Source organism: Desulfurivibrio nitratireducens, assembly GCF_044068515.1.
Classification (GTDB): Bacteria; Desulfobacterota; Desulfobulbia; order Desulfobulbales; family Desulfurivibrionaceae; genus Desulfurivibrio.
Genome location: NZ_JBIPKI010000001.1, coordinates 261,346 through 287,494, shown reverse-complemented (window position 1 = coordinate 287,494; position 26,149 = coordinate 261,346). Strand labels below are relative to the sequence as shown.

The following is a 26,149-nucleotide window of genomic DNA, read 5'->3' as shown; positions in this document are numbered from 1 at the left end:
AGATTGGACAATCAGAAATCTTGGCAGATCCGGGGTACTTTTCTGGGACCATGTTTAAAAAATAATAATCGGGGGCGGGGATATGGCCAGACAGGTGGATGTCGTCATAATCGGAGCGGGAAGCGCCGGGCTTTCGGCAATGAGTGAAGTCCGGAAAAAAACCGACAACTTTATCCTGGTCAACCAAGGCCCCTACGGCACCAGTTGCGCCCGGGTGGCCTGCATGCCCACCAAAGCGCTGATCGAGGCGGCCAGGGCCTGTCATGGCCGCCATTTTCTCAAATACCTGGGGGTGCAGGGCACCGAGAGCCTGACCATCGACCGTCCCAGGATCTTAGCCCATGTCCGCCGCTTGCGGGATGGTTTCACCAGCGGGATGATCAACTCCACCGCGAAACTCGGCGACAAGTTGATCACCGGCCCGGCCCGGTTCATTGATCCCGGCACCATCGAGGTTGCCGGCCGCATTTACCAGACCGCCAAAACCGTAATCGCCACCGGCTCCCGCTCCATCGTACCTTCAGCCTGGTACCGACTGGGAAACCGGGTCATTACCACCGAGGAGATTTTCGAACTCACCGATCTGCCGGACACCATGGCGGTCATCGGTCTGGGGCCGGCCGGCCTGGAAATGGCCCAGGCCCTGGCCCGTTTGGGAGTCAAGGTTACCGGGGTTGAACAGGGCGCAACGGTCGGCGGCCTCTCCGATCCCGAGGTCGCCGCCGGCATGGTGGAGATCCTGCGGGAGGAGATGGAGATTCATATCGGGATGACGGCAGAAGTCGAGGCAACAGCTGAAGGCCTGACCGTCATCTCCGGCGCAGAAAAAGTCCGGGTGGCCAAGGTGCTGGCCACCATGGGCCGGCGGCCCAACCTGGAAGATCTGGGCCTGGAAAACCTGGGCCTGCAAAGCGATGCCGGTGGCCGGCTGCCCCATGACCCGGCAACCATGCAGCTGGGGGATCTGCCGGTTTTCATCGCCGGGGATGCCAACGGCGACCGGCCTCTGCTCCACGAAGCCATCGATGAGGGCCGGATCGCCGGCTTCAATGCCGCCCGAGATCAGGTGGCGCGCTTCCGGCGGCGCACGCCGCTGGCCATTACCTTTGGCGAACCCGATATCGTCACCGTCGGCCAGCGCTACGAAGAGATCAGCAATCTTGCTGACTGCGTGATCGGCAACCACGATTTCTCCAGCCAATCCAGAGCCCGGATGAGCAACAGCAACCAGGGCCTCGTCCGCATCTATGCCCGCCGGAGTGACGGCCTGGTGCTGGGAGCGGAGATGGCGATTCCGGCCGCCGAGCATGTCGGCCATCTGCTGGCCTTGGCGATCCAGCAAAAGGCCACGATTAACGAGCTGCTGCGCTTGCCGTTTTATCATCCGGTGATCGAGGAGGGAATTCAAGCCGCCCTCCGAGGATTAAGCAAGCAAACCGACCAGGGCAAGGTCTCGGACACCGAGCTGCTGCTCTGCGGCAGTCATGTCGAGGATTGCCTGTCCTGATTCCCGGCCGGCATTTAAGCCTGGAACACCGTGCGATCCATTCTGATCGGGATTTGGTCCGGGCGGTTCTCCGATATTATTACGGGCAGCCGCTTGTCACCCGGCTCCTCCCATAAATTAAGCACTTGCAGCACCGAATCGATTCCCGCCAGTACCTCTGCCGCTACGGCGGCCTGCTCCCCCTTGAGGCCCTGCCGTTCCTCAAAGGCCGCCAGTTTGGCGAGGTTGTCCCCAAGACCCTTAACGGCCCGGTTGGTGTCAAGGTCGTTGTTCATAGCCAGTTCAAAATCGCGACCCAAGACGGCAATGAGCCCGGCACAATGGGCGGTATCGTTTTGCAGAACCAGCCGGGGTTCGATAATCCCGCGCGCCATAATCTGGATGGCGTCCAGCAATTCCCGGCTCGCGCTCAGTTTCCGGTCGGTGAGGTTGATCTTCCGGCGATAATGGGTGCGCAGGAGGTGAAACCGGATATGGTTGTAGCTCAACCCTTTGGCGGTGAGATCGTCGGGATAGAGGATGTTGCCTTTGCTTTTGGACATTTTCCGGCCATCGAGCAACACATGTTGGCCGTGCAGCCAGTAGCGGGCGAACTCTTGGCCGGACACCCCCTCGATCACCGCGATATTGTAGTCATGGTGCCGGTAGATGTTGTCGATGCCGCCACAGCTGATGTCCACCTGGTAGCCCAGGTGGGCGGCAATTACGGCCGGATCCTGGACGTTCCAGGCCGGCCGGCCCTTACCCAGTTCCGTCTCCCAGCAGACCCCGCCGCCCCATTCGGGCCGGCAGCCATGCCAGAGGATGAAGTCGCCCAGGTTCCAGCGCCGGCCCGGATAGGTATCCTTGGCAAAACGGCGTTTGCGGGCGGGCCACCGGCTCATATCGAGCCGGTAGAGTTTGCCGAATCCTTTGAATTTGAGCGGGTCATAAAAGATATCCCGGCCATGCCGGTAGGCGTATCCTTTTTTGAGCAGCACCTTGATCAGTTCTACCGCCGGTTCAATGCAGGTGGAGGAACGGGGGATGCATGCCGGCAGCCTGATGTTGAGCTTTGCCGCTTCTTGGCGAAAGATGGCGGCATTGGGTTCGGTCACTTCGGCCAGGTTCTTGCCCAACTTCTGAATCCGGGCGATGGATTTATCCTCCACATCGGTAAAGTTGATGACCCGCTTGGTCCGATAACCAAGATACTGCAGATAGCGCTCGAGGATATCCTCGTAGATATAGGTCCGATAGTTGCCGATGTGCGGCCGGTCGTAAATCGAGGGGCCGCAGGTGAAGATCTTGACCTCTCCTTTGGCGCGCGGCCTGAACCGCTCGAGCCGCCGGCTCATGGTATTGCGCAGATGCAGGGTTTTCATGGTTTCCGTGGTCTTTGGGTGGGCCGGCATAATCGGATAACGCGAAATCCTTGTCGTTTTATTAGGCGAACGGCAGTCCCCCCGTGGGTTGGAATTGCGTTGGCGCACGTAAATTCCAACCCAAAAGAGGACTACCGTGCTAATAGATCATACACCAGAGCGAGGAAAAATCAGCCCTTATTCAGTTAGTTCCAGATCAGGTTTTTCAGATTGACAATCCGGCCGGCAAGCTCCAACGTGAAGTAGCGGCCCTGATTGGCTTAATAAGCAAGCCCCAGCGGGAGGATGTCATGCCACGCCTACGCCGTTCTGTCCTGACAACGATCAAGGTGCGGCTCCAGGTCGGGCCCGAGCTGCCGGCCGAAAAATTCATTGCCCCCGGCACCGGAGCTCCGCCGCCAACCGCCCTGCCGCGTATCCCGCAGAAACGGCGCTGAGGCCGGGCCGCCGATGCGACCACCGCTGCCCAAAATCACTTTGCTGAGCTTGCTCTCAACCATCCTGGTCGCCTGTGGCGGAACCCCGCCGGACAAACTGGGGGTCCAGAACGACCAACTCCGACCATGTCCACCTTCCCCCAATTGCGTGTCGAGCCAGGCGTCGGATGCCGGACAAAGGATTGACCCGCTGGTTTTTCGGGACGACAGACCGGAGCGGGCCTTTGCCCGCCTGCAACAGATCCTGGAGCGCCGAAACGACGCGACCATCAAGGAAGAAAAACCGGGTTACCTGCGCGTGGAACTTCGAACTGCCCTTTTCGTCGATGACGGAGAGTTCCTGCTGGACGAAGAGCGACGATTGATCCATGTGCGCTCCGCTTCCCGCCTCGGATATTGGGATCTGGGCAAGAACCGCCGCAGAGTGGAAGAGATCAGGCGGGAGTTTGCCCGGGCAGAAGACTCTCCGAAGGGCAAACTTTGATCATTCAGGACGTGAGGGGACGGCGCGGTGCAGGACCAATATTATGAACCGATCTTCGTTGATGTTGCCCTCGGGAAAAAAGAGACTCCGGCTGATCCTGATCGAGGCAGAGCGACTTTTCTATGTAAGGCGCTTCCAGGAGGTCTTCCAATGGAGTCCCGGTAAACCTTGATGGGGCAACTGCTAACCCTGGCTGAAAGGAAGAATAGATGAAACGATTTATGCAGTCCGCATGCTTTTGCACGTTGGGCTTAATTTTAATGGCCTCGCAAGCCTCGGCCGCAACAATGGAAGAGGCCCGGGAAGCGCCCCGGTGGCGCTTCACCGGCGGCGGGGTGGTGATAATAGCCCCGGATTATGAGGGCTCTGATCAATACCGGGTGCGCATGCTTCCCCTCATTGATCTGACCTACGGGCGCCATTTCTTTATCCAGACTCATCGCGGGATTGGCTGGCGCTGGGCTCCAACCCAAAGCAACTGGGATGCCAGTGGCGCGGTGACTTACCGTTTTGGCCGAAAAGAAAGCGATAATCCGGCTTTATCCGGTCTGGGCGATATCCGGGGAGCGGCGGAACTTGTTCTGACCGGCAGCTACTCCCTTGCTCCCTGGGTATTGAGCGCCGATCTCCGGCAACAGTTGGACCATCAAGCCGGGGGGATGCTGGTCGGTCTCAGAGGAGCCTGGCGCATCCCCGGTCCCGGCGCGAAGGCTTCTATGACCCTGATTCCCAGCATTACCTGGGCTAATCGTGACTATATGGAAACCAGATTTCAAATAGATGCCGGCCAGGCGCTCCGCTCGAAATACGCCCCGTTTCAGGCCGACGCGGGAATTAAAGATCTCGGCCTTGCCTGGCAGCTGCGCTATCCGATCACGCCCCGGGTAGCGCTCACCACCCTGATCGGCTACAGCCGCTTGCTGGGCGATGCGGCGCAAAGCCCGATCGTCCGCCAGGAGGGTTCCGCCCATCAAGTGCGGGGCATCATGGGCATCGGGTATAGTTTTAAGTAGAAAATAACTCCATTCTCCCACGGAGAGGCAAAGAAAAAAGTTCCCCTTCCTGCCTGGCCGGCCTTTTTTATGCTTTGGTGCTTGCAAGAGGAAAACCAGGGTCCGGTTTTTGGCGATTAAGGCGGCGCCACTCAGTCTCTGCTCGCGGCGGGTTATTCGGACCTGCCGCCGTCAGGGCTGGAGGTCAAGCCGGGCGAGCTGGCGCTCGGATTGTTCCATCAGGGCGACCATTTCCGCCACCCGGTGATTGAACCGTTCCCGCTCCTCCTCCGGCAGCGAGGCCGCCCGGGGAATATCGGCAGTCAGCGGATTGACCGGCCGGCCCCGGACATGCAGTTCGAAGTGAAGGTGCGGTCCGGTCGAGCGGCCCGTGTTGCCCGAGAGGGCGATGCGCTGCCCCCGCGCCACGCTCTCCCCTTTGCGGACCAGGAAGCGATGCAGGTGGAGATAACGGGTGACGTATTTGCCGCCGTGTTCAATTTCAATATACTTGCCGGCAAAGGGATGGGTCAGCACCCGGGTCACCACTCCGTCGGCGACGGCCAGGACCGGCGTTCCGGTGGGGGTGGCGAAATCAACCCCATTGTGGGGCGAAACCCGGCCGGTGATGGGATGGCGGCGGCTGGGATTGAAAGAAGAGCTGATCCGGTAGCGCTGGGACGTCGGGTAGCGCATAAAGGCACGCATCAGGCTGTCGCCGTTTTGATCGTAGTAATTGCCGTCATCGCCCAGAAAGGCACTGTGGTGGTGGTTGCGGCGCAGAATGCGGACCCCGTCGATCCGGCTCTGGCCGGTCGGCTCGCCGGCCACGCTTTGCCGGGAACGGATGATCTGAAAACGATCCCCGGCCTGGATCTGGCGGGCGAAGTTGAGCTGGTCGGCAAACAACTCGGCCACCTGAACGATTTCCCGTTCGCTCAGGCCGGCGCTTTTGCCGGAGAGATAAAAACTGCCGTTGATTTCGCCAACCAGGATCTGTTGCTCCCAATCTCCCTCGCTGATCAACTCTTCGTATTCAAAAGAGGACTCGTCGACGCGCCGATAAACCACCTTGTTGCCGGCGTGGATGAAAAGCTCCATTTCCTCCAGTTGCGGTTCATTGGCAGCGAGCCGGAAGGTCAGCCGATTGCCGGGACGCAGGGTATCCAGGGCCAGCAGCGATTCGTCCGCTTCCAGGATATGGTACATGGTCTGGTGGCTGAGCTCGAATTGATCGAAAATAGAACCCAGGGTGTCGCCGGGCTTAATGGCATAAGTGTGGACCGGTTCGGGTTCCGGCGGTTCCACGACGGTTGCAACGGCCGGAATCGCAGCAGGCTGAGAAGCGGGGACGCTGACTTCACTGGCGGCAAGCTCTTCCGGGGGCGGGCTGGCCGATAAAACCATAACCCCCGCCAGGAAAAGCAGGGGTAAGGCTGCCCAGCTCAGGCCCCGCAGCAATTGGAGGTTGAATATATGCGGACCAGGTGCTGATATCGGCCTGTTTTTTTTCATGGCGACCTGTCTTGGTTTTGAGGAATGGAAAGATTGTGCCCGGCACTATAACTTAAAATAAGCCGGGACTCAAACGATCCGTGCCTTTTATGCTCCTCAAAAAACAGCAAACCTGCCTGAAAAGGGGGGCGAGGCGCGCAGATCATCCACCAAGCCAGGCCAGGACTTCCTTTTTGCTGGGGGTCTTGCCGGAACATTTAATCTGGCCGTCGATTACCACCGCCGGAGTGGTGAACACGCCAAGCTTGGCAATTTCATTGAAATCACTGATTTTTTCTACTTCGGCGCTGACCCCGGCCTCCGCCAGGGCTTCCTTGACGATTCTCTCGGTCTCATGACATTTAGGGCAGCCGGGGCCGCAAACCTTGATTTCCATAATTTGGCTCCTCCAGGTTAAATTTGTTTTTATTTCAGAAAAAGGTCCCGTAAAGCAGACCGCTGATGGTGGCCATGACAATCACCAGAGTGACGAAGACCACCGTTTTCTGGGTGCCCATCAGGCTGCGGATGACCAGTATGTTGGGCAGGCTCAAGGCCGGACCGGCCAGCAGCAGGGCCAGGGCCGGCCCCTTGTGCATGCCGTTGCCGATCAGCCCCTGGAGGATGGGAACCTCCGTGAGGGTGGCGAAATACATGAAGGCGCCGACAAAGGAGGCGAAGAAATTAGCCCCCAAGGAATTATCCCCTACGGCTCCGCTCACCCAGGCTGCGGGGATCAGGCCCTCCTGGCCCGGCCGGCCCAGGAGCAGGCCGGCAACAAAGACCCCGATCAGCAGCAGGGGCAGAATCTGCTTGGCAAAGTCCCAGGACTCCTTGAACCACTCCCCGTTTTCATCCTCGCGGCGACTGAGCAAAAGGCTCAGCCCGACAAAACCGGCGACAAAGGCCAGGGTGGGATGACCGGAAAAAACCAGGGCCAGCACCACCGCCGGCGCTCCCGCCAGGACCACCTGCCACTTGGGCAGGCCAAACCAGAACATCAGCATAATCACCAACAGCATGGCAAACAGGCCGGTGAGTAACCACTTTTGGACCCCCAGCAGGGCCCAGAAACCGCTGCCACCTCCATCGCCCCAGTTGGCAAAGACCAGGATTCCGATCAGGGCGGCGAAGAAAAGGGCGTTCTGCCACAGGGGCCTGGTGGTCTGCTGTTCGGGCTGGGGAATCTGGTCCTGGAGTTTTGCCTGTTCTTCCCTGCGGAAAATCCAGTGCATGCAGAGGCCGATGACAATGCTGAAAAGAATGGCCGCCACCGCCCGGGCCAAACCCATTTCCGGTCCCAGCACCCGGGCGGTCAGGACAATGGCCAGTACATTGATGGCCGGGCCGGCATAGAGGAAGGCGGTGGCCGGCCCCAGGCCCGCTCCCATCCGGTAGATGCCGGCAAAGAGCGGCAGCACCGTGCAGGAACAGACGGCCAGCACCGTACCCGATACCGAGGCCACCCCGTAGGCGAGCACCTTGTTGGCCCGGGCGCCGAGATATTTCAGCACCGATGCCTGGCTGATAAAAACCGCGATGGCCCCGGCAATGAAAAAGGCCGGAATCAGGCAGAGCAGCACGTGCTCTCGGGCATACCAGCGCACCAGTTCAAGGGCTTCAAAGATCGCGTTGTCAAAGCGCTCGGCCCCTAACGGCAGGTAATAGACAGCCAGAAAAACGGCGACGATAGCCGCCAAGGGCTTCCATTCGCGTTGCCAGTCCATGTGTCAGCCTCTTGTCCTGGGAGGAGGAGCAAGGCCGGAACACAGGCGGCGACGATCCACTTGGGCCAGCCCGGTCAGAATTTTCCTGATCCGGGGGTCTTCTTCCAGCCAGGTTTCCAGCTGCCCCAACAGGGTCGCGGCATAGAGAGAGTCGCTGCCATCGGCCAGGTAATAGTTGATCCAGGGTCCATCTTTTTCGTAAGCGACCAGGCCGGCTTCCTCCAGGATCCGCAAGTGCTTGGAAACCGTGGATTGGGCCAGGCCCAGCAAAGCCGTAAGCTCGCAAACACAGAGGTGGCGCCGGGCCAGGATCTTGAGGATGGTTACCCGGTTGGGATCGGACAGGGCTTTCATCACTCGGGTAAATTTTTTTGTTTCCATTTGGTCCCTTTGGATTACCATATCGCCATATGGCGATATGGTGCTGCAAAACGCAGCTTTTGTCAACCCTGAATCGGTCCTCCGCAAATTTATGCGGCGATCCGCGACCCGGCTCTCGGGGCGTCGCCCGCTCTGCTCATATTTCTGCAAATATCCGCCTCCCCGACCATAATATCGTTGGCTTCCCCAGATAGCTGACGAAAAAGCAAGGTTAGCAGCAGGAAGGGGAACATCTCTGCCGCGGAAGTGTCTTTTGGGGACAGGCCCGCCGACGGACATCGATTCAAACGGGGCGGCTGAACTTGCAAGTGGAGGTTGCCGAGAATGAAGCTGTTGCAGACAACGGTCATACTGCTGGCGCTGCTGATTGCGGCGGGGTTGTCGCTGGGCAGTCCCGTGGCCGGGGGAAGCGAACCGGCAGTACATGAGAAGATACTGGCCAACGGCCTCAAGGTGCTGGTGCGGCTGGATCAACGGGCCCCGGTGGTCACGTCGCAGATCTGGTACAAGGTAGGCTCGGCCCATGAGACTTCCGGGGTTACCGGCATCGCCCATATGCTTGAACACATGATGTTCAAGGGAACCGAGAACCTGGCCCCCGGCGAATTTTCCACCCTGGTCGCCCGCCTGGGCGGCCAGCAGAACGCCTTTACCAGTCGCGATTATACCGCCTATTTTCAGACGCTGGCGGCGGATCATCTCGAAACCGTCATGCGCTGGGAGGCGGATCGGCTGGCGAACCTGGTCCTCGACGAGCAGGAGTTTCGCCGGGAAGTGGAGGTGGTCAAGGAAGAGTGGCGCATGCGCAGCCGGGATAACCCCAATGCCCGGCTTTACGAACTGCTTTACGCCACCGCCTTCGTCAACAGCGGCTATCACCACCCGGTGATCGGCTGGAAAACCGATATCGATGCCTATACCCTGGCCGATCTGGAGCAGTGGCGGCATGATTATTACGCCCCCAACAATGCCGTCCTGGTGGTGGTGGGAGCGGTTGAACCCGAGCAGGTTATGGCCCTGGCGGAGAAATATTACGGCCCCATCGCGGCCCGGGAACTGCCGGCGGCCAAGCCCCGGATCGAATTGGAACAACAGGGCCTCCGCCGGGTAGAACTCGAACTTCCCGCCCGGCTGCCTCTGCTGGCCATGGGCTACAAGGTGCCCTCGCTGCCGGGGGCCGATGAGGACTGGGAGCCCTATGCCCTGACCGTGCTGGCCGGGGTACTCGCCGGCGGCGAGAGTTCCCGCTTCAGCAACGAACTGGAACGGGCCGGCAAACTGGCCCAGGCCCGGACCAGCTACAGCCTGACGGCCAGGCTGCCGACCCTCTTTGTCCTGACCGGGGTGCCCAACCAGGATGGCGATACCGCCGAAGTGGAGGCCTTGCTGCGGGAACAGATCGAGCGGGTCCGCCGGGAACCGATTCCCGCCGCCGAACTGGAACGGGTCAAAACCCAGGTGGTCGCCCGTGATGTCTATGAGCGCGACTCCATGTTCTATCAGGGGATGCGGATCGGCATCTATGAAGCCATCGGCCTCGATCATCGCCGGCTGGCCGAGTACGTCCCCCGGATCGAGGCGGTGACTCCTGAGCAGGTCCAAAAAGTTGCCCGCAAGTATCTGACCGAGCAGGCCCTGACCATTGCCGAACTAAAACCGTTGCCGCTGGCGCCGGGCAGCCCCCCGGCCGCCGCCCCATACGATAACGGAGGTACCGACCGTGTTCACTAAAATGAGTCGGTTGCTGAAACACCAGCTATGGCCGGCCCTGGTCCTGCTTTTTGGTTGCGCCGCTCTGGCTCCGGCCGCCGCGGCGCTGGAGCTGCAAAGCTGGCAAGCCGACAACGGCGCCCGGGTCCTGTTTTACCCCACCGCCAATCTGCCGATGGTGGATGCCCGGGTGATTTTCGATGCCGGCAGCGCCCGGGACGGAGAGCAAGCGGGAGTGGCCCATTTGACCGCCGCCCTGCTCTTCGAAGGGGCCGGAGAACTCGGCGGCCAGGTAATCGCCAGCGTACTGGAAGGCACTGGGGCCGAGTTTGCCGCCGGGGCGACCCTGGAAGCGACGACGGTGCGGCTGCGCAGCCTGAGTGATCCGGAGCGCCTGGGCCCGGCCGCCTCCTTGGTCGCCAAGGTAATCCAGAACCCCGATTTTGCTCCCGCGGCCTTTGAGCGCCAAAAACAGCGTCAGTTGCTGAGCATCCGGGCCAAGGAGCAATCTCCCTCCGCCCTGGCCGCCGATGCTCTGCGGGCGGCGGCTTTCGGCGACCATCCTTACGGCCGGCCCGGCACCGGAACCACCGCCTCGGTCAACGCCCTGACCCGGACCGCGGTACAGGATTTCCACCGCCGCCATTACACGGCGGCCAATGCCTGGGTGGTACTGGTGGGGGATCTGAAGCGCGCGGAGGCCGAAGATCTGGCCGGCAAACTGGTGGGGGGGCTACCCGCCGGAGAGCGGATGGCTCCCCTGCCGCCGCCGCCGCCTCTTGAGGGTTCCAGGGTGGTCCGGGTGCCGTTCCCGTCCGAGCAAGCCACGGTGCAGATGGCCTATAACGGTGTCGAGCGGCGGGATCCCGATTATTACCCCCTGTTTGTCGGCAACCATATTTTGGGCGGCAGCGGTTTTGCCTCCCGGCTCATGACCAACCTGCGCGAACAACGCGGCCTGGCCTACAGCGTTTCCAGTCGCCTGGTCCCGTTGCGGAGCGGGGGGCTCCTGGTCATGGGAATCCAGACCCGCCATGATCAGGTCGACCATGCCGTGACGTTGATGCAGGCCGACCTGATCCAGTTTATCCAGGCCGGCCCGACGGAAGCCGAGCTGGCGGACCACCAGGCCAACATCATCGGCGGATTCCCGCTGCGCCTGGACAGCAACGCCAAGATCGCCGAAAATATTGGCGACCTGGCGGTCATGGGTCTGCCGGCCGATTATTTCGCTCACTATCCGGCAAAAATAGCCGCTCTCGACCCCGAGGCCGTGCAACAGGCTTTCCGCGCCAGGATCGATCCTGCGGCACACGTCGTAGTCATTGTCGGGCCGGAGGCAAAAGAATAAGACCTTGCTTCCGTTGGCCGGTCATTGCCAAAATGCGGGGCGGGATCAAAACTTCGCCTCAGGGGCAGCCCCTGACGATTTCGGTGGTAAAGCCCACCACCTTGTCCGACCGGGGGATGGTCACCAATTGGTATGGCTCGACCAGTTCGTCGATTACGGTGCACTCATCATCCGGCAGGGTTGCTCGCACCTTGACCATGAAATTGGCCGTCCGCTCGCGGATTTCGACAATTTCGATCCGGTGGCGATCGGTGGTCCGCTGGCCCAGGAAGGCCGCCACCACTTTTCTTTGGGCAAAATCCACCGCCGGCTGGGCGGGGGGAATTACAAAAGCGGTTTCATGCTCCCGCCATAAAGCGTCGTAGGCTTCCTGGTTCCTGATTACCGTCAATCGCTCCATCCCGATCCCGCTGGTTTGCCCGGTCTGCAGGACCGAAAAGGCCACCAGGGTTCCGCCGTTGCCATTATCGTCGTCATCATCGGATTGACAGCCCGCCAGGAGCAAGGCAAACAGTAGAACTCCAGCCAGAAGAGCCAAACGCTTCATGTAATCGTTCCTCCTTGTTGTTATCGCGGTTATTGGCTCCGGAGCCAATAAACCGCCCCGGCACCCCCGGCAAGCTGTTATAGGCGCCAAAAGTTGCCAGCGCGTGGGCTTGGCGGCCGGATTATCGTTTTCCCCTTATAATTAAAGGCCGCCCGGAATGCAATCGGGCAGTTGCCGAAATCCGGCAACTGCCGACCGGCATACCTCTCCAAAAGCGCAACCGAGGAAAAGATTTCCTGATTAAAATTATTTGGTTAAACTGACGCTGTGATAGGCGGCCCCGCCGGAAGGCTGCCCGCGGCGGAAACCGATCCTCCGTCCAGGCGGACCGGTCAACCCTCGCCGCTCACTCCCGAACGGGTTATACGAGCTGAAACGCTACAGGAAAACAGGAGAAACAACTGGATACGTTGACCCACGCCTTGAGTGGCGCCCTGGTGGCCCGGGCCACGGCTCCGCGCCAGCCGCGCCCCGATCAGTTGTCCCTGCGTGAGCGGACCTGGATCGGCGTTCTGGCCGGCACCATCTCGGATATCGACTTTGTGGTGGCCCTCTTCGATCATGTCGCCTATCTGGAAAATCACCGGGGGGTGGCCAACTCCCTGCTGTTCATGCCTGTCTGGGCCTGGCTACTGGCCGTGGCCTGCGCGTTCGTTCTCGGCCGCCGTTACCCCTGGCGCGCCTACTACGGGGTGATCCTGCTCGCCATCCTGGCCCATATTCTCGGTGATCTAATCACCAGCTACGGAACCCAGATCTTCGCGCCCCTGAGCAACTGGGCGCCCGGCTGGAATACAACCTTTATTATCGACCTCTGGCTCTCCGGCCTGCTGGCTCTCGGTCTGCTGGCCAGCCTTTACTGGCGGCCGCGCACCGGCGCCGCCCTGGGCCTGGTCGCGGTGACGGCCTTGGTGCTGTTTCAGTACACCCAGTACCGCAACGCGGTTGAACTGGCGGACAGTTGGGCCCGGGAGCAAGGTTACACCGAAAACGTCGCTGAGGCCTATCCCCAGCCCTGGTCGCCCCTCAACTGGCTGCTGGTGGTCGATCGGGGAGAACGCTATCACCTGGCCCGGGTTAATCTGCGCCGCCAAACCCCGCTGATCATGAATCCGGATGCCCACCCGCTCTGGCGGATCCGGGAAAGCTACCTGCCCGTTGACCAATTGGCGTGGCGCCGCTACGACCAGTTCGGGCCCGATGAAGCTGCCCCTCTGGCCCGGGAAGTCTGGAGCCACGATGACCTGGCCTTCTTCCGCTGGTTCGCCAACTATCCGGCCTTACAGGCCATAGACCAATATAATGGCGATCAGTGCGTGATCTTCACGGATCTGCGCTTCGAGCTGGAGGGGCGGGAGTCCCCGTTCCGTTACGGCATGTGTCGTTCGGCGGCGGACGCTGAGTGGGTTCTTTATCGCATGCGGGCCGGAAGATCACGCCAGGCCCTGTAAGCCTGCCTGGGAGAAACTTCCGGGAAGACCAGCGACCGGAGTCCTGCTGATGGTGCCGGCAAGCGCCCGATCGGCGGGGTTTTCAGTCTAAAAATCGGCGAGGCTCTTGGCGGACGGGACCGCCGCCCTGAAGCATATCGGGCCAGATAAGCCGTTCGGCGGCAGGATAGCTTTATCAAGCCCCCTTCAGTAGTAACGCTAAGAGACCAAACTCCACGACCAGCAGCAACAGGCACAAAACGATGCCAACGATGGCCATCCAACGCTGGCTCGGCACCCTCAGGCCTAGAATGCCCAGGACAAGTCCGGCGATGGCCGGCAGAAAGGCTAAAGGCCGGATCAAGACAAAGGCCAACAACCCGGACAAACCCAGCGTCAAAGAGGCAACGGCCAAGACGTTGCGTTCTCCTGCTCCTGCTTTTCGGGCCTCAAACGGATGTTTCGCGCCGGATTCAGGTGCCATCGTTTCATTCCCCTGGTTGAGAAATCTTAGTCCTCCTGCACATTATAAATGTGCTTCCGTTACTACAGGGTATCGTATAATTATTTACGGGCCAGGATCAACCTATTCTTCAGGGCCGGCCAAGGATCAAGCACCAACTGGGCTATCCGAATGCGCCAGACTTCCGGGCAGGCTGCGGCCTGCCCCCTTGCCGGCCCAGCGATGGATAAGCAGATTCCGCTCAGTTCACCATCACCGCCGGCAACAACCACCAAAACCGGCGCCGGTTACCTGCTCGCCGGGGCCAGACGCAGGGCCATGCGTTGCAAGTCATCCAGATAGTCGCGCCAGGTATGGAGATAAAAAGCCAGAGCCTGGGAAAAGTTCTTACCCACCAGGCCATCGAGAAACAACTGGGAAATATCCCGTTCGCGCTGCAAGACGTACTGAGAAAGCAGAAAAACCCGCCGCTCCTCGGTGCTCATTTCCTCCAGCAAGCCTTCCAGGACATGCCTGGCCCGGGGCTGATACATCCAGAAGTACATCAGGTCCAGAGCATTGACGATGGTAGCCAGGTTAACGCTTTCCTCCTCCATGCTCATCGCGCAGACAAAACGCTCCGGGGATTCCAGCTGGCTCAACACCTCGGCTTCCGGGTTTTGCAGTTCCAGGCGGGCGAAGATGTCGTACAACTGCCGCAGTTTGTCGGTATAATCCCTCATCCGTTCGCGAAAGTTCACCGCCCGGTCGGCCAGACCCTCGATAAACCCGGCCACGAGGTCGGAGGCCAGTTTGGAAATAATCGCCGCCCAGTTTTGCAGAATGGCTCCGGCGGCGGGTACTCCGGCCAGGCCCAGGCTGAATCCGATCAGGAAATTCAAGCTCAAGGCCACCGGAATTGAAAGCACGGTGCGAAACAGGTTGCCCACCGCCGCTTGCCGGGGCAGTCCCCTGAACAGATTGTGCCCCATCAGATAAAGTCCGTTAACCACCGCCATCGAGGCATACAGGGCAACCGGATTGGTTTCTACCGTTACGCCAAAGCCCTTCTGCATCAGGATCGTCTTAACCAGCAGGTCCAGCAAGGGGACGGAAAAACCGGTGTACATCAAGGAATCCGCCAGCCGGTTCCATTTGACGTAGTCGCTCCAGTGCAGCAAAGGAGTGCGGCGCAGCCCGCCGGCCCCCAACACGGACTGAATGATGTTCCGGATCCCGGTGATCCCGAACCAGATAAGGGCGCCGAACCAGGCCAGCAGCCACCAGTCCTGAGTCAGGGCGAAGGTGGCGTATGCCGGCATAAAACCCAGCAGAATTTTCAGCAAATTCTTGATATTGGTATTCAGGTAGCGCGGAGCCGGCCAAGGTTTGACTTTGGTCTGCTCAGGGCAATCCAGGCGCAGCAGCTTAGCGTCCTCGCTGGCAAATCCCCCCAATGTCCGGATATTGCTCTCTTCCGGCGGCACATTCTGGTACCGCCCCACCACCCATTCGTCGTTAAATGGACGAAAAACTCTTTGCAGGAAGGGAAGCTCACTGATCTTACTGGGGCCGCTCAGTCTGGGCTCGCTCCCTTCCCGCTGCCCGGGAACCCGGTAAGTCCGGCGGCGAGCCACCTCAATCCTAATGGGAATGCGAAGGTTATCGGCAACCAATCGTTCCATCTGGCGCCGGCATTTACCGGGCAAGGAATCCACGACCACCAGCCCCATGCCCGGCACCCTGGCGGAGCCCCCGGTGGAATCGGTGCCAATACGGGATTTAAGGGTGGTGTTGCCGTAATATTTACGCAATGATTCGAGATCGCTGAGAATGGCCCGCAGGGTTCGTTTCTGATCCTCGCTTAACTCCTCGTGCTCTTCGGCGGAAAAAACCAGGTCTATGACATTGCGCTTCAAACGAACCGCGTTGCCTGAGTTCAAGGCCGATTGCAGTTCCAGGATGCGGGGATTATCGGGACAACGCCCGAAAGCCGCATCCTTGAAGTTGAAAGCCTCCAGGCGGGTAATCCGGCCGCGGCTGCGATAAAGCAATTCCAGGACATCCACCGCCCACAAACCACTTAAACTCAAGGTGATGCGGTGACGGGTGTGCAGCCTTTCCAGACGATCCAAAAGTTCTTCCAGGGATAATCGCAGCAGGGGGGGAGCCCCATCATCGGGCGAAGGAACAAAGGGATTGTGAATATTGGGGTTTTTGGCCGGTCGCAGGTAGTCATCGATGATTGTCTCGATGTCCAGGCTATTCATTCTGGTCGCCAGCTCTTCCGCCGCCCGGCGCTTTTGCTCGTCACCACAGGCGCAGCATTCACGCAGTCCCTCCAGCCGTTCGCGAAAAAGCGGCACCAGCTGGTCGTGGATCAATTTTGCCAGATGATGCAGGGAAGGTTGCCCGCTGCCCACCAGCTTGAGGAACTCGCCGGCAGCAAGGGTCGGCATCTGAATGCCAAAAAGTTGATTGATCGCCTGGCGATGAGCTCGGTTGAAGGCCTCGAGAATGGCGAAAATATAGACCTGTTGATACTCGGAGGCAACCCGGCCTGCGGCCATGAATTGCTGCACCTCCGGCTGACGGACGAACCCAAGGAAATCTCTGGTATCGGTGAAGCCGCGGGGGGTCCAGATCAGCCGAATGTAACGCCCCCGGAAACGCGGGGTTAATTCAAGGCCCAGGCGGACGTTGACCCCCATGATTTCCGCGGCCCGCAGCAACTCCTCTGCCACTTCCGGAGACAAGAAATTATAGTAGATCACCCGCAGGCGTCGAATGCCCTTGATCCAGGCATCCATGATCAAGTGGGTGGCGGATTTGCGGCCCTTGGTGTTGGCATCGTGCACATGATCATCAAAGGCGATTTGATTCCATTCCTCCGGCATCTTAACCAAATGAAACCGATCCAGTTGCCGGGCAATGGCCCGGGGCCGGCCCGTGGCCGCTTCCCGGAAATCGCGGGCCAGCGACAGTTTGCGCTCATCGTCGCCGGCCCGAACCAACTCCTTCATGATTTGCAGTAAAACCCGGGCGGTATTCTTGCGCAGATTGCCCTCGGATGAGGAAAAAATCTCTTCCCGCAGAGCCTGCAGGGTGCGCAACCTTTCTTCGACAGTATCCCGCTCCAGCGAGCGAAACATTTTGACCACGGCATAGGCGATGCGCAACCCTCTGGTGGCGGCCATTTCCTTGATTCCATGGGGATGCAGATAGGGGGTCAGCAGACTTTTCAGGTTGGGTGCGTCTTCGCCGTGCAGGACGTCGTTGACAATGCCCAGCAGTTCATGGTCCTTGAGGTCAAAAAACAACCAATCTTTAATTGATTGCCGATTCATAGGCGGGTATGGGCTCGGAGACGTTTTATTAATTGGCCAAAGAGGCCCGATCGCAAATTCAAGGGGAACAGGGTTATCATACACTCCATTCGGCCTGTTGTCATGGCTGGCTTGGGGTTCTTTGGGGGTTTGCGGGCACATCTCGCTGCCCCGCTTCGCAGCGTCTCCTCCCGGGTACTGATGATGATCGAATTAAAGCTAAAAAGCCGGCCTGACAGCCAGACATCTTCACATTAAGACCTGTGTTTGTGCCACAATGGGTATCAAGATTGACAGCAACGAAAAAATGTGTCACTAGTTTTCGGACTTGACTCGGCACTTTAGGGGGACCGGCAGTTGATCGGGCCGGGGCTGGCAGGAGGAGGGATTTTCAGTCCAGGGCGCTCAGCAACTTGCCCACAACCGCCCCGAAAAAGGCACCAAGCAAGGCGCCGATGGCGGAGATCATGACGATGACCATTACTATGCCGCTGTATACTACCCAGGATATGGCGGCCAAATCAGGGCCGAACCAGCGCCCCAGGTCGTGTTCGACGGCTTCGTACCAACCGCCGCCAAACGAGCCGTCGCCCAGGAAATTGATCATCAGCGCAACCAGGATCCCGAGAACCGCCCCGAAGTTGCATCCTACAACGACGGACAGTTTGAAAATTTTTTTCACCAATTCTCCCCCGACTAAAGATCACCAACCACCGCGATGACGAATCGATGACGAAGCCACTCAAAGACCTGATCAAATCAATCGGGCGAATAGTCGAGCCTTCCCATCCGATCCTGATTCCGGTTGCCTTGGTGGTTATCGCCCTGATCATAGTTAACGGCTACAAAACCTATCAATTTGTCGATCAGGACCCCCAATATTGTCAGCTTTGTCATGTGGTGGAGGAAGCCCACCGGGAGTGGCGGGTCAGCGGCCACCGCGACTTCGTTTGCCAGAGTTGCCATTCGATGAGCCTGATCAGCCAGAACAAGTTGCTGCTTGCCTATATTTTCACCTGGGATCATAGCGAGATTCGCCATGAGCACGCCCGGGAAAAGCCCTGGGCCAACTGCAGCCAATGTCACCTCGACGTCGCCAGGCAGGGCGGATTAGGCCTGCGCAAGTCCTATGGCCATGCCCGCCATGTTTTCATGGAAGGTCTTTCCTGCCGCGAATGCCATGACGGTAACACCCATAATTTTTATCCCGACGAACAGCGGTGCTTCAATTGCCACCAGGACAAAATGGTTCATGGCATTGGCATGGAGAGTTTTGCCTGCATGGTCTGCCACTCATTCGGCGAAACCGCTTCTCCTCCCTCCAAAGAGAGCTGTATCACCTGCCATAAGGACATTCCCGACCGGGGGCCCATGAGCAACCTGGAATGCCACAGCTGTCATCAGCCCCACGGTGACATCAGGCCGACCGAGGCAACCTGCGTGGCCTGTCACGCCAACCAGGACAGCATCGGCCGCCATGACCAGCATGCGGGAATCTCCTGCCTAAAGTGCCATCACGCTCACACCTGGCGAATCGGCCCGGAGCTGGCCCGGGAGTTATGCGTCGAATGCCACGCCTACCGGGATCCCATGATGTTTATTTTTTGATGTCCTCCTCATCGATCCCGAACTTGTTCATCTTGCGATAAAGCGTGGTCAGATCGACGCTCAAGGTTTTGGCAACCATTTCCTTGTTGCCGCCGAACCGCTTCAAGGCGTTGATGATGATATCCTTTTCATAGTCGCAAACCATCGCCTTAAGGGGCTGCAGCCGGGAGTCCTCGGGCGCCCCGGTTCCTCCCCCAGCCCCGCCGGACTTGATTTTCTGGGGCAGATCCTCGAGGGTTATCTGCTCGCCGGCGGCGAAGATCACGGCCCGCTCGACCACGTTTTTCAGTTCCCGGACGTTGCCGGGCCAGGAATAGGCCAGCATGGCATTAATCGCTGCTTCAGCGAAGCCTTTGACCACCTTGCCAGGCACCGAATGTTCCTCCTGGAGGAAGCGGTTGGCCAGCAGGGGAATATCCTCCGGCCGCTCCCGCAGGGGCGGCATCCGGATTTCGATTACGTTGAGCCGGTAGTAAAGATCCTCGCGAAAGGTTTTGTCGCGGACGCAGGCCTCGATATCCTTGTTGGTGGCGCAAATAATTCGTACGTCAACCGACTTGGTCTTGGTGTCACCCAGGGGAAGCAACTCTCCGGATTCCAGCACTTTGAGGCTTTTGGACTGAATTACCAAGGGCATATCTCCGATTTCGTCCAGAAACAGGGTGCCGCCGTCGGCCATGGTGACCAGGCCGGTCTTGTCGCAGTTGGCCCCGGTAAAAGCCCCCTTCTTGTAACCGAAGAGTTCGGATTCGAGCAAGGTTTCCGGAATGGCCGCGCAATTTATCGACATGAAGGGCTTGTTCCGGCGCGGACTGTTGTGGTGTATGGCCTCGGCGATTAACCCTTTGCCGGTGCCGGACTCGCCGGTGATCATGATATTGGCCCTAGTGGGCGCAGCTTTCTCGATGGTGTCGAAGATCTTAAGCATGGGCTCGGAGAGGCCCACGACTTCCTCGATGGAGAGCTTCTGGGAGATCTGCCTTTTAAGGGCCATGTTCTCCAGGCGCAGGCTGCCATGCTCGAGAATATGGCGCACCGTGAACTTGATATCATCATGGAGAAACGGCTTGACGATATAATCCGCGGCCCCCAGCTTCATAGCCTCCACCGCCGAATCGATCGAACCAAAGGCCGTGATCATGATGACCGGCAGCAGGCTATCGATTTCCTTGGCCTTCTTCAACACGGCAAAGCCGTCGGCCCCCTCCATCTTGAGGTCGGTTATCACCAGGTCGTAGCTCCTGCCCTCCATCATCGCCATGGCTTCGAGGCCGTTGTGCGCCGTATCAACCTCGTAGCCTTCACCGCTGAGGACGATTCTCAGAATGGTCCGAATATCCTCTTCGTCGTCAACCGCCAGAATTCTAGCCATTATTAACCCCCTCAGGATTTGCTGGCAGGATAATCGAAAACACGCTCCCATGGCCCTCGAGGCTTTCAACCCGCAACTCGCCGCCGAATTTCTTGACGATTTCATGGCTGATCGACAGACCCAGGCCGGTCCCTTTCTCTTTGGTGGTGAAAAAGGGATCGAAAATCTGACCCAGCAGTTCTTCCGGAATGCCGCATCCGTTGTCAATCACCTGGGCGACTACCCGGTCATTCTCCTTAAAAGTGCGGATGGTTATCTTTTTGCTGGTGTCGGCGATGGCATCGGCGGCGTTGAGCAGCAGGTTGATGAAGACCTGTATCATATTGCCGTCATCGACCCTGACCGGCGGCAGATCATCGGCCAATTCGAGCCGGGTGGTTATCTGCTTGAGTTTTTTATCGAATTTCAGGATTTCAAGGCATGAATTTATAATATCGTTGATATTGTGTTCCTTGATCTCCATCGCCGGGAGCCGGGAGAATCTCGACATCTGCTGCAAAATCCTGGTGATCCTCTGGATATTGTGCTCGACCCGGTCAAAGTTTTCCCGGGTAAAATCGTCTTCAGCCCGTTCCTTCAGAATCTGGACAAATGATGAAATCGAGGTCAAAGGATTACCGATCTCATGGGCAACCCCGGCGGCAACCCGGCCCAGGGCGGACATTCTTTCGGTTTGGGCAATCTTGTCTTCCATGCTTTTGATTTCGGTAATGTCCTGGATCAACTTCAGAATCCCGAGAGTCTCGCCGGCGGCGTTTTTGACCGGCGCCGTGGTTATCTGGAAAATGGTGTTTCTCTTGCCGAACAGGCCCTTGCGCACATCGTGGCAAACCCGGCCGCTGGCCTCATCCGGCGGCAGGCAGAGCGGGTAGATCTCGGAACATTGCTTGCCGACCAGATCCCCGCCCCACTGCTGCACGGTTTCATTGGCCCAGATGATTTCGTGGTTCTGATCCAGCAGCAGCAGGCCGGCGCCGATGGCGCTGACAATGGTATCCATCTTTTTATTCTCGATCAGGATTGCCTCGTTGGCCGCCCGCTCGCTCAAAATGCTTTTGCGGATCAGATAGGCAAAAATAGAAGCGCCGAGAAAGAAAGTCGAGAAAATGGCCACCACCAGCCAGGAATAGGTTCTCATGCTGTTCTGGGCGACGGCCACCACCTCCGAGTAGGGCGAGGAGAGAAAAACCAGCCAGCTGTCAGCGCCGATATCCAGGCGCGAAAAAGACAGGATTTTGTCTTCCTGGGTGGTGGCGATATAACGACCCGACTCCATTGGCGCCCCTTCCAGTACTTTGCGGGGAAGCTCGAAGGAAGTATGGCAGCCGAAGCATTCGGTCCGGGCGTTATAGAGGTTTTTGCCGACCATCTCGGGGGCGTTGGGATGGTAAAGCAGGTTGCCGCTCTGGTCCATCAACCAGACATAGCCCCGGTTGCCGGTTCTGAAGGTAGAAAGGTGCTTGTTGGCGATCTCGTTTATCGACAGGTCGATCAAGGCCCAGCCCATGGCCTGCCCATCTCTTTTGATCGGGTAGAGGACATGGATATGTTCCAGGTCATGGAAAACCACCGCCTCCTCGCGGTGGGAAAATTCGCCGAATTCTGCCAGATCAATATAATTTTCGCCGGGTTTGGTTGAGAAAAGGACCTGGCCCTCACGGTTATAGACCGTCATATCGGCCCCGAGATCAAACTCGGCCTCGAACAAGTCGGCGAAGATGGCATCGACCTCCCAGTTCTCTGCCGGGGCGTAGTAAGACAGGGTTTCGGCAATCAGCTGGATCTTGACGATTTCCTTGTCGATGTTGGCTTTGATGCAGTTGGAAATTCCCCGGGCGATCAGCATCTGCTGGCGGTTATAAGACACCGCCAGCTCTCTCAGGAGGTTCTCATGAAAGAGCACGTTCACGGTGATCAGGATGGAAACGATGGTGACAAAAATTCCTATCACCAAAAACTTGTTCTTCATGTCAGTCCCTGATCGGGGAAAAAGGAGTCACCGGCGGACCATTGCTGCCGGTAGCCGGGCAAGTCGCCCAACCCCCGGCCCCTTGGCGGCCTGGTTCATTTTTTTTCCTGGAGCCGGTTGTAACCCTTGACCCCGATATGGCAGCGGGCGCACTGTCTGTCGGAAGCAAAGGCCAGATTACCGGTATGACAGGCGCCACAGTATTTGCCCTGGTAAAGGCTTTCCATGGTGAAATCATCCCTTTCCTGGACGGCCAGGGCCTTCATCTCGAAAAGCCCGGGATGACAGGAGGAACAGACCATGCCCTTTTTAAGGTGGTCGGCATGGCTGAAAATCACAGCCATCAGCGGTTCGGTGTAAATCACGTCACCGGGTCCGGAATTCTTGCCGGGGGCGGAAAAGGCCGCGTAACAGAGCGCCAGGCTGAGCAGCACGGCCAGAGGTGATATTAATAGCATTTTTCTCATTTTAGCGCTCCTTTTCATCCCTTCATATAAAATACGTTGGGCTTGGTGCCTGCTTTGGGCCGGATGGTCCAGACCTGGGCTTCGAGCTGGTGGATCATGCGGTAGATCTTACCGGCGGAATCGGCAAGATCGCCGAAGGTCCGGGCCCCGGTGGGACAGGCCGCCGAGCAGGCCGTCAGTTTCTCGCCCTTGGAGAGCCGGGTGACGAAGCAGAAATCACACTTGTCGATGGCATGGATCTCTTCACTGAAATAACGTGCGTTGTAAGGGCAAGCCACCATACAGGCCTTGCAGCCGATACACTTTTTGTTCTCCATCATGACGATCCCGTTTTTCCGGTCTTTATAACTGGCCCGGGTGGGGCAGGCCCTGACGCAGGGCGGATCGTTGCATTGCATGCAGAGCATCGGAATAAACTCGGTCTGCCGCCCCACCGCGTGGGGAACCGTTCTTTCCAGAATGGTGGTCCGGTAGCCGTAGGAGGGCACCTGGTTGGTCTCGTTGCAGGCGGCCACGCACAATTCGCAGTCGATACAGAGGTTCTGGCGGATCACCATGCTGTAATGGGGTTTATAGGGATACTGCTCCAGGAACAGCCCGCTGGAGGCGAAGCTTTTCTCCACGGTGGAAACCAGCGAGAGGAGGCCGCCACCGGCCAGGACGCCGGTAACGACAAATCCCAACTTGAGGAATTTCCTCCTTTCGAACTCCGGCAGAGTCCCGGCTGGTTCCCGTTTCATTTTATCGATATTCTCAAACATGAGGTAGGCTCCCTGGTCTGTGGTGGATTCAGTGACCGCTTTTATGGCCCTTGAACACGCGCTCGCCCAGGAGAAAAGCGGCGGCGACGATGCCAAGGCCGGCAACAGTGATCATCATTTCGTGGAACGACGGTAAGTAAGTGTTCAGTTCCCGGGCTTCGATGACGCCCAGTTCCTGGAAGGCCGGCACCACCTGACCCAGGACCACCAGGTCGTAGCGCATGATGAAAATTCCGATAATCATCAAAATGGAGGCCAGAAAGCTGATCTTGACGTTCCTGAAGCGCGAACCCAGTAATAAGGCAAAGGGTATGACCATGCCGATCAGCACTTCAAACCCCCAGAAGTTGAGAGCATATGGTCCGGTCAGCATCGCCATCAGGACATCTTTTTTACCGGCCGTGCCCACCAGGCCGGTAATAATTTTCCAGGTGGTGAAAAAGAGAATTACCGCGATCATCAAAGCGGTCAGCTTCGAAACCGCCTCCAGGGCCCTTTTCATCGGCGCGTCGATAACTTCATTGTTGATCTTGTAGCCCAGGACGGTGAAGAGAATAATCGCCGCTCCGCCCGACATGGCCGCGGAGGCGATGAAGTAGATCGGCATGTAGGGGCCGTACCAGAATTCTCGCCCGGTGAGCATGCCGAAGATGGCGCCCAGGTTGCTGTGGGCCGCAATACCGGAGATCAGCCCGGCCAAAGCCGCATAGTAGGCGATTTTATGTTTGTGGAGGAGGATAAAGATGAACTCGATCGCCATGAATATCATGTATGCGCCGTAAAGTGTGCCCATCCACCACAGGTTGGAAGCAAAGTTGGGTGAGATTACCTGGTATATCCCCATCCGGAAGGGGTTTTCAAGATCGAAGAAAATAACCGTAAAACCGGCGAAAATGGTGACCACCGAAAGGAAAACCGCCCGGTTGACGATGGGCATGAAATCCTTCATGCCGAAAACATGGCCGATGGCGGATACGATGCAAAGGCCGGTAGAGGTAACGACAAAGAAAATGTAGGTTGAGATGATAAGGCCCCACTGGATCTCGCGGGTAACATTGTAGGCGTTATGAAACCCGATCCGCATGGCGTCCAGGCTGACGACGGACGCGATTACGATGGTGACCAGGGACAGTGAGAAGATAATGTAAAAAGAACGGGTGCCGGAAAGAAGGCCGGCAACGGCGGACATCACTTCCGAGGTAAAACCCGGGCTCGGCGGACCACCCGAATCCTTGCCGGTCGTGGCCCTACTCTGCTTTGTTTCATCTGCCATGATTGCCCTCCTGGCGAAATATTGGGCGATTTGCCTTATAAAATGGTGATCTCTTTTTTCACTTCCACATAGGGGGTACTGTCAGAGAGCAGGATCGAACCATACTTGCCCTGGAAATCCAGCAGCTCATCCAGGGAATCGAGCCTGATGACCCACTGCCGGGATTTCTCCTTTTTTTCGCAGACCACCATGCCGTTTTCCTCCCGATGGTTGACCCCGTCAGCGATCCAGTCCTTGTACCAGATCTTATCCCGGGCCTTCTCCAGGCTTTCGACGTTGCGATAATCCAACGGCGTCAGCGCTTCCTGGAAGGCCTCCTCGCAAATTTGCCGGTTTTCCGTAACCGAGACTCTTTTTCTGCTGACAATGAATTTCATGGTTTCTCCCCTTGTTTGGTTCATTATCTGCCCATAACTAACCGTTACTTCTTATTAAGCCGCACTACCATCCAATCAGTCAATCCATAACCTCAACAGGCCATCCACTCAGTTGCAGGGTTGCGAAATCGGTTAATTTGCTGCTTTGCAAACCGCAGGTGCATAAACCGTGCCTCATGCTAAGTGACTGTTTTTACAAAATATAACCTAATTAAATTTTTTGCATTGTTGCAAAAAAATGCAAAAGTGCAAAAAAATGCGGCGACCGAGGCTTGCTCGGTCGCCGCATTTGCCGGCAGTTTTTTTTAAGTCAGGGCTTACTTGTGAGCCGTGAGCGGGGCCGCGGCTTTGGCCTTGGCCCGGGAGGCTTCAAGGGCGTGGCCGACACTCCAGCCCACCAGCCCGGAGCCGAAGATGTAAACTACCGCCGAGAGCATGACCCCCAACATCATCGATACGGCCAGAATCACCTTGGGCAGGATCGCCACCGGCATCGGTCCGCCGTACATGATCCCGATGATTTTCAGTCCCACGGCGCCGCCGAGCAAAGTTCCCGGCAACAATCCGGCCAGCACGAAGAATACCAGGCCTGCGCCGACTCCCACATACAATCCCTTTTTGGCGGTTTCATTGGTTTTCATGGCTTTTCCTCCTTATTTATTGGCTGCTGCATTATGAATCTTTAACGATCCGGTTCTTGTTTCTTTGATTGCATCGATTACCAGGCCAACCAGGTAACCCAGGGTGGCCGTCCCGGTGACGCAGGCCAGGGCGGCGAGCAGAACCCCGAAGAGAATGCCCAAGGAAACGATGATCCGCGCCAGAATTCCGAATTCACCCGGCCCGAATATCATCCCGGTCAGTTGCAACCCCATTACCCCGGCCAGCAGAAAGCCGTAAAGCAAGCCGAACAAGGTGAACAGACCCAGGCCGGCCCCGGCGCCCAGGTAGGCAAACTTTTTTGCGTTTCTCTTTTCCATTTTATCCCTCCTTTGCTTCTGGTTGTTTGGCTTGGTTAAATAGCACAAACCGTGCCAAACTATAAATAGCTGTTTTTTCGTGACATGACCCGTAAATTTGCTTGCGTTTTTGCCAAGCCTCTGCAACCCTGCCAAGAAATCCCCTCGGCC

General features: G+C 58.1%; 24 protein-coding genes. 7 read left to right on the top strand and 17 right to left on the bottom strand.

From position 1 onward, the window contains the following. Positions 1 to 82 precede the first annotated feature (82 nt). A complete protein-coding gene (locus ACHHTY_RS01260) occupies positions 83 to 1,507 on the top strand; it encodes a dihydrolipoyl dehydrogenase (protein ID WP_395492224.1) in 1,425 nt (474 codons plus the stop codon). A 14-nt stretch (positions 1,508 to 1,521) separates the two neighbouring features. Here ACHHTY_RS01260 and ACHHTY_RS01255 read toward each other — a convergent pair whose 3' ends face one another. Continuing rightward, positions 1,522 to 2,871, bottom strand: coding sequence for a class I tRNA ligase family protein (locus tag ACHHTY_RS01255; RefSeq protein WP_395492223.1), 1,350 nt, complete (start codon positions 2,869 to 2,871; stop codon positions 1,522 to 1,524). A 450-nt stretch (positions 2,872 to 3,321) separates the two neighbouring features. On the opposite strand from ACHHTY_RS01255, the gene ACHHTY_RS01250 reads away from it, so the two are divergent. Continuing rightward, on the top strand, positions 3,322 to 3,792 hold the full coding sequence (locus ACHHTY_RS01250) for a DUF1499 domain-containing protein (RefSeq protein ID WP_395492222.1): 471 nt from the start codon (positions 3,322 to 3,324) through the stop codon (positions 3,790 to 3,792). 209 nt (positions 3,793 to 4,001) lie between these two features. Continuing rightward, positions 4,002 to 4,805 carry a MipA/OmpV family protein gene (locus tag ACHHTY_RS01245; RefSeq protein WP_395492221.1) on the top strand — a complete coding sequence of 268 codons (804 nt, stop codon included), beginning with the start codon at positions 4,002 to 4,004 and terminating at the stop codon, positions 4,803 to 4,805. 171 nt (positions 4,806 to 4,976) lie between these two features. Here ACHHTY_RS01245 and ACHHTY_RS01240 read toward each other — a convergent pair whose 3' ends face one another. The 4 genes from ACHHTY_RS01240 to ACHHTY_RS01225 all read right to left on the bottom strand — a co-directional run bounded on the left by ACHHTY_RS01240 (position 4,977) and on the right by ACHHTY_RS01225 (position 8,386). Next, positions 4,977 to 6,191 carry a peptidoglycan DD-metalloendopeptidase family protein gene (locus ACHHTY_RS01240; RefSeq protein WP_395492220.1) on the bottom strand — a complete coding sequence of 405 codons (1,215 nt, stop codon included), beginning with the start codon at positions 6,189 to 6,191 and terminating at the stop codon, positions 4,977 to 4,979. 250 nt (positions 6,192 to 6,441) lie between these two features. Beyond that, on the bottom strand, positions 6,442 to 6,675 hold the full coding sequence (locus tag ACHHTY_RS01235) for a thioredoxin family protein (RefSeq protein ID WP_395492219.1): 234 nt from the start codon (positions 6,673 to 6,675) through the stop codon (positions 6,442 to 6,444). A gap of 34 nt (positions 6,676 to 6,709) precedes the next feature. Further along, positions 6,710 to 8,005 (bottom strand): permease, encoded by a 1,296-nt coding sequence (locus tag ACHHTY_RS01230; protein WP_395492218.1) that lies wholly within the window; start codon positions 8,003 to 8,005, stop codon positions 6,710 to 6,712. A 3-nt stretch (positions 8,006 to 8,008) separates the two neighbouring features. Further along, positions 8,009 to 8,386, bottom strand: a complete 378-nt coding sequence (locus tag ACHHTY_RS01225) for an ArsR/SmtB family transcription factor (RefSeq protein ID WP_395492217.1) — start codon at positions 8,384 to 8,386, stop codon at positions 8,009 to 8,011. A gap of 324 nt (positions 8,387 to 8,710) precedes the next feature. Between ACHHTY_RS01225 and ACHHTY_RS01220 the strand changes: the two genes are divergently transcribed. Next, positions 8,711 to 10,117, top strand: coding sequence for a M16 family metallopeptidase (locus tag ACHHTY_RS01220; protein ID WP_395492216.1), 1,407 nt, complete (start codon positions 8,711 to 8,713; stop codon positions 10,115 to 10,117). Then, a complete protein-coding gene (locus tag ACHHTY_RS01215; protein ID WP_395492215.1) occupies positions 10,107 to 11,447 on the top strand; it encodes a M16 family metallopeptidase in 1,341 nt (446 codons plus the stop codon). The genes ACHHTY_RS01220 and ACHHTY_RS01215 overlap by 11 nt, the downstream gene beginning before the upstream one ends. A gap of 58 nt (positions 11,448 to 11,505) precedes the next feature. On the opposite strand, the gene ACHHTY_RS01210 is transcribed toward ACHHTY_RS01215, so the two are convergent. Continuing rightward, positions 11,506 to 11,994, bottom strand: a complete 489-nt coding sequence (locus ACHHTY_RS01210) for a protease complex subunit PrcB family protein (protein ID WP_395492214.1) — start codon at positions 11,992 to 11,994, stop codon at positions 11,506 to 11,508. 410 nt (positions 11,995 to 12,404) lie between these two features. Between ACHHTY_RS01210 and ACHHTY_RS01205 the strand changes: the two genes are divergently transcribed. Further along, a complete protein-coding gene (locus ACHHTY_RS01205; RefSeq protein WP_395492213.1) occupies positions 12,405 to 13,445 on the top strand; it encodes a metal-dependent hydrolase in 1,041 nt (346 codons plus the stop codon). Positions 13,446 to 13,620: 175 nt separating this feature from the next. Here ACHHTY_RS01205 and ACHHTY_RS01200 read toward each other — a convergent pair whose 3' ends face one another. The 3 genes from ACHHTY_RS01200 to ACHHTY_RS01190 form a co-directional block, all read right to left on the bottom strand. Then, on the bottom strand, positions 13,621 to 13,908 hold the full coding sequence (locus ACHHTY_RS01200) for a hypothetical protein (protein ID WP_395492212.1): 288 nt from the start codon (positions 13,906 to 13,908) through the stop codon (positions 13,621 to 13,623). 266 nt (positions 13,909 to 14,174) lie between these two features. Continuing rightward, on the bottom strand, positions 14,175 to 17,186 hold the full coding sequence (locus ACHHTY_RS01195) for a hypothetical protein (RefSeq protein WP_395492211.1): 3,012 nt from the start codon (positions 17,184 to 17,186) through the stop codon (positions 14,175 to 14,177). 397 nt (positions 17,187 to 17,583) lie between these two features. Beyond that, on the bottom strand, positions 17,584 to 17,874 hold the full coding sequence (locus ACHHTY_RS01190; RefSeq protein WP_395492210.1) for a hypothetical protein: 291 nt from the start codon (positions 17,872 to 17,874) through the stop codon (positions 17,584 to 17,586). Positions 17,875 to 17,921: 47 nt separating this feature from the next. On the opposite strand from ACHHTY_RS01190, the gene ACHHTY_RS01185 reads away from it, so the two are divergent. Continuing rightward, positions 17,922 to 18,800: a cytochrome c3 family protein gene (locus ACHHTY_RS01185; RefSeq protein WP_395492209.1), complete on the top strand. Its 879-nt coding sequence runs from the start codon at positions 17,922 to 17,924 to the stop codon at positions 18,798 to 18,800. Here ACHHTY_RS01185 and ACHHTY_RS01180 read toward each other — a convergent pair. From ACHHTY_RS01180 to ACHHTY_RS01145, 8 genes are all read right to left on the bottom strand, one after another. Next, positions 18,790 to 20,172 (bottom strand): sigma-54-dependent transcriptional regulator, encoded by a 1,383-nt coding sequence (locus ACHHTY_RS01180; RefSeq protein WP_395492208.1) that lies wholly within the window; start codon positions 20,170 to 20,172, stop codon positions 18,790 to 18,792. The two genes, ACHHTY_RS01185 and ACHHTY_RS01180, sit on opposite strands and share 11 nt — an antisense overlap. After that, a complete protein-coding gene (locus ACHHTY_RS01175; RefSeq protein ID WP_395492207.1) occupies positions 20,165 to 22,141 on the bottom strand; it encodes a sensor histidine kinase in 1,977 nt (658 codons plus the stop codon). Before ACHHTY_RS01175 ends, ACHHTY_RS01180 begins: the two co-directional genes overlap by 8 nt. Positions 22,142 to 22,236: 95 nt before the next feature. Then, on the bottom strand, positions 22,237 to 22,608 hold the full coding sequence (locus tag ACHHTY_RS01170) for a cytochrome c3 family protein (protein WP_395492206.1): 372 nt from the start codon (positions 22,606 to 22,608) through the stop codon (positions 22,237 to 22,239). Positions 22,609 to 22,622: 14 nt separating this feature from the next. After that, positions 22,623 to 23,369 (bottom strand): 4Fe-4S dicluster domain-containing protein, encoded by a 747-nt coding sequence (locus ACHHTY_RS01165; RefSeq protein WP_395492205.1) that lies wholly within the window; start codon positions 23,367 to 23,369, stop codon positions 22,623 to 22,625. Positions 23,370 to 23,397: 28 nt separating this feature from the next. After that, positions 23,398 to 24,642, bottom strand: coding sequence for an NrfD/PsrC family molybdoenzyme membrane anchor subunit (gene nrfD / locus ACHHTY_RS01160; RefSeq protein WP_395492204.1), 1,245 nt, complete (start codon positions 24,640 to 24,642; stop codon positions 23,398 to 23,400). Positions 24,643 to 24,677: 35 nt separating this feature from the next. Further along, positions 24,678 to 25,019 (bottom strand): hypothetical protein, encoded by a 342-nt coding sequence (locus ACHHTY_RS01155; protein ID WP_395492203.1) that lies wholly within the window; start codon positions 25,017 to 25,019, stop codon positions 24,678 to 24,680. Between the two features lie 317 nt (positions 25,020 to 25,336). Further along, the gene (locus ACHHTY_RS01150; RefSeq protein ID WP_395492202.1) at positions 25,337 to 25,660 is read right to left on the bottom strand and encodes a hypothetical protein; all 324 of its coding nucleotides are present in this window, start codon (positions 25,658 to 25,660) and stop codon (positions 25,337 to 25,339) included. Between the two features lie 12 nt (positions 25,661 to 25,672). Beyond that, positions 25,673 to 25,999 carry a hypothetical protein gene (locus ACHHTY_RS01145; RefSeq protein WP_395492201.1) on the bottom strand — a complete coding sequence of 109 codons (327 nt, stop codon included), beginning with the start codon at positions 25,997 to 25,999 and terminating at the stop codon, positions 25,673 to 25,675. Between the last annotated feature and the right edge of the window lie 150 nt (positions 26,000 to 26,149).

Bases quoted from the DNA above. Each gene is read 5' to 3' on its own strand.
- ACHHTY_RS01225 (WP_395492217.1), bottom strand. From the start codon at position 8,386: ATGGAAACAAAAAAATTTACCCGAGTGATGAAAGCCCTGTCCGATCCC.
- ACHHTY_RS01230 (WP_395492218.1), bottom strand. From the start codon at position 8,005: ATGGACTGGCAACGCGAATGGAAGCCCTTGGCGGCTATCGTCGCCGTT.
- ACHHTY_RS01210 (WP_395492214.1), bottom strand. From the start codon at position 11,994: ATGAAGCGTTTGGCTCTTCTGGCTGGAGTTCTACTGTTTGCCTTGCTC.
- ACHHTY_RS01255 (WP_395492223.1), bottom strand. From the start codon at position 2,871: ATGAAAACCCTGCATCTGCGCAATACCATGAGCCGGCGGCTCGAGCGG.
- ACHHTY_RS01155 (WP_395492203.1), bottom strand. From the start codon at position 25,019: ATGAAATTCATTGTCAGCAGAAAAAGAGTCTCGGTTACGGAAAACCGG.
- ACHHTY_RS01240 (WP_395492220.1), bottom strand. From the start codon at position 6,191: ATGGTTTTATCGGCCAGCCCGCCCCCGGAAGAGCTTGCCGCCAGTGAA.
- ACHHTY_RS01145 (WP_395492201.1), bottom strand. From the start codon at position 25,999: ATGGAAAAGAGAAACGCAAAAAAGTTTGCCTACCTGGGCGCCGGGGCC.
- ACHHTY_RS01260 (WP_395492224.1), top strand. From the start codon at position 83: ATGGCCAGACAGGTGGATGTCGTCATAATCGGAGCGGGAAGCGCCGGG.
- ACHHTY_RS01185 (WP_395492209.1), top strand. From the start codon at position 17,922: ATGACGAAGCCACTCAAAGACCTGATCAAATCAATCGGGCGAATAGTC.
- ACHHTY_RS01235 (WP_395492219.1), bottom strand. From the start codon at position 6,675: ATGGAAATCAAGGTTTGCGGCCCCGGCTGCCCTAAATGTCATGAGACC.
- nrfD (WP_395492204.1), bottom strand. From the start codon at position 24,642: ATGGCAGATGAAACAAAGCAGAGTAGGGCCACGACCGGCAAGGATTCG.
- ACHHTY_RS01180 (WP_395492208.1), bottom strand. From the start codon at position 20,172: ATGGCTAGAATTCTGGCGGTTGACGACGAAGAGGATATTCGGACCATT.
- ACHHTY_RS01150 (WP_395492202.1), bottom strand. From the start codon at position 25,660: ATGAAAACCAATGAAACCGCCAAAAAGGGATTGTATGTGGGAGTCGGC.
- ACHHTY_RS01220 (WP_395492216.1), top strand. From the start codon at position 8,711: ATGAAGCTGTTGCAGACAACGGTCATACTGCTGGCGCTGCTGATTGCG.
- ACHHTY_RS01250 (WP_395492222.1), top strand. From the start codon at position 3,322: ATGCGACCACCGCTGCCCAAAATCACTTTGCTGAGCTTGCTCTCAACC.
- ACHHTY_RS01170 (WP_395492206.1), bottom strand. From the start codon at position 22,608: ATGAGAAAAATGCTATTAATATCACCTCTGGCCGTGCTGCTCAGCCTG.
- ACHHTY_RS01245 (WP_395492221.1), top strand. From the start codon at position 4,002: ATGAAACGATTTATGCAGTCCGCATGCTTTTGCACGTTGGGCTTAATT.
- ACHHTY_RS01175 (WP_395492207.1), bottom strand. From the start codon at position 22,141: ATGAAGAACAAGTTTTTGGTGATAGGAATTTTTGTCACCATCGTTTCC.
- ACHHTY_RS01200 (WP_395492212.1), bottom strand. From the start codon at position 13,908: ATGGCACCTGAATCCGGCGCGAAACATCCGTTTGAGGCCCGAAAAGCA.
- ACHHTY_RS01165 (WP_395492205.1), bottom strand. From the start codon at position 23,369: ATGTTTGAGAATATCGATAAAATGAAACGGGAACCAGCCGGGACTCTG.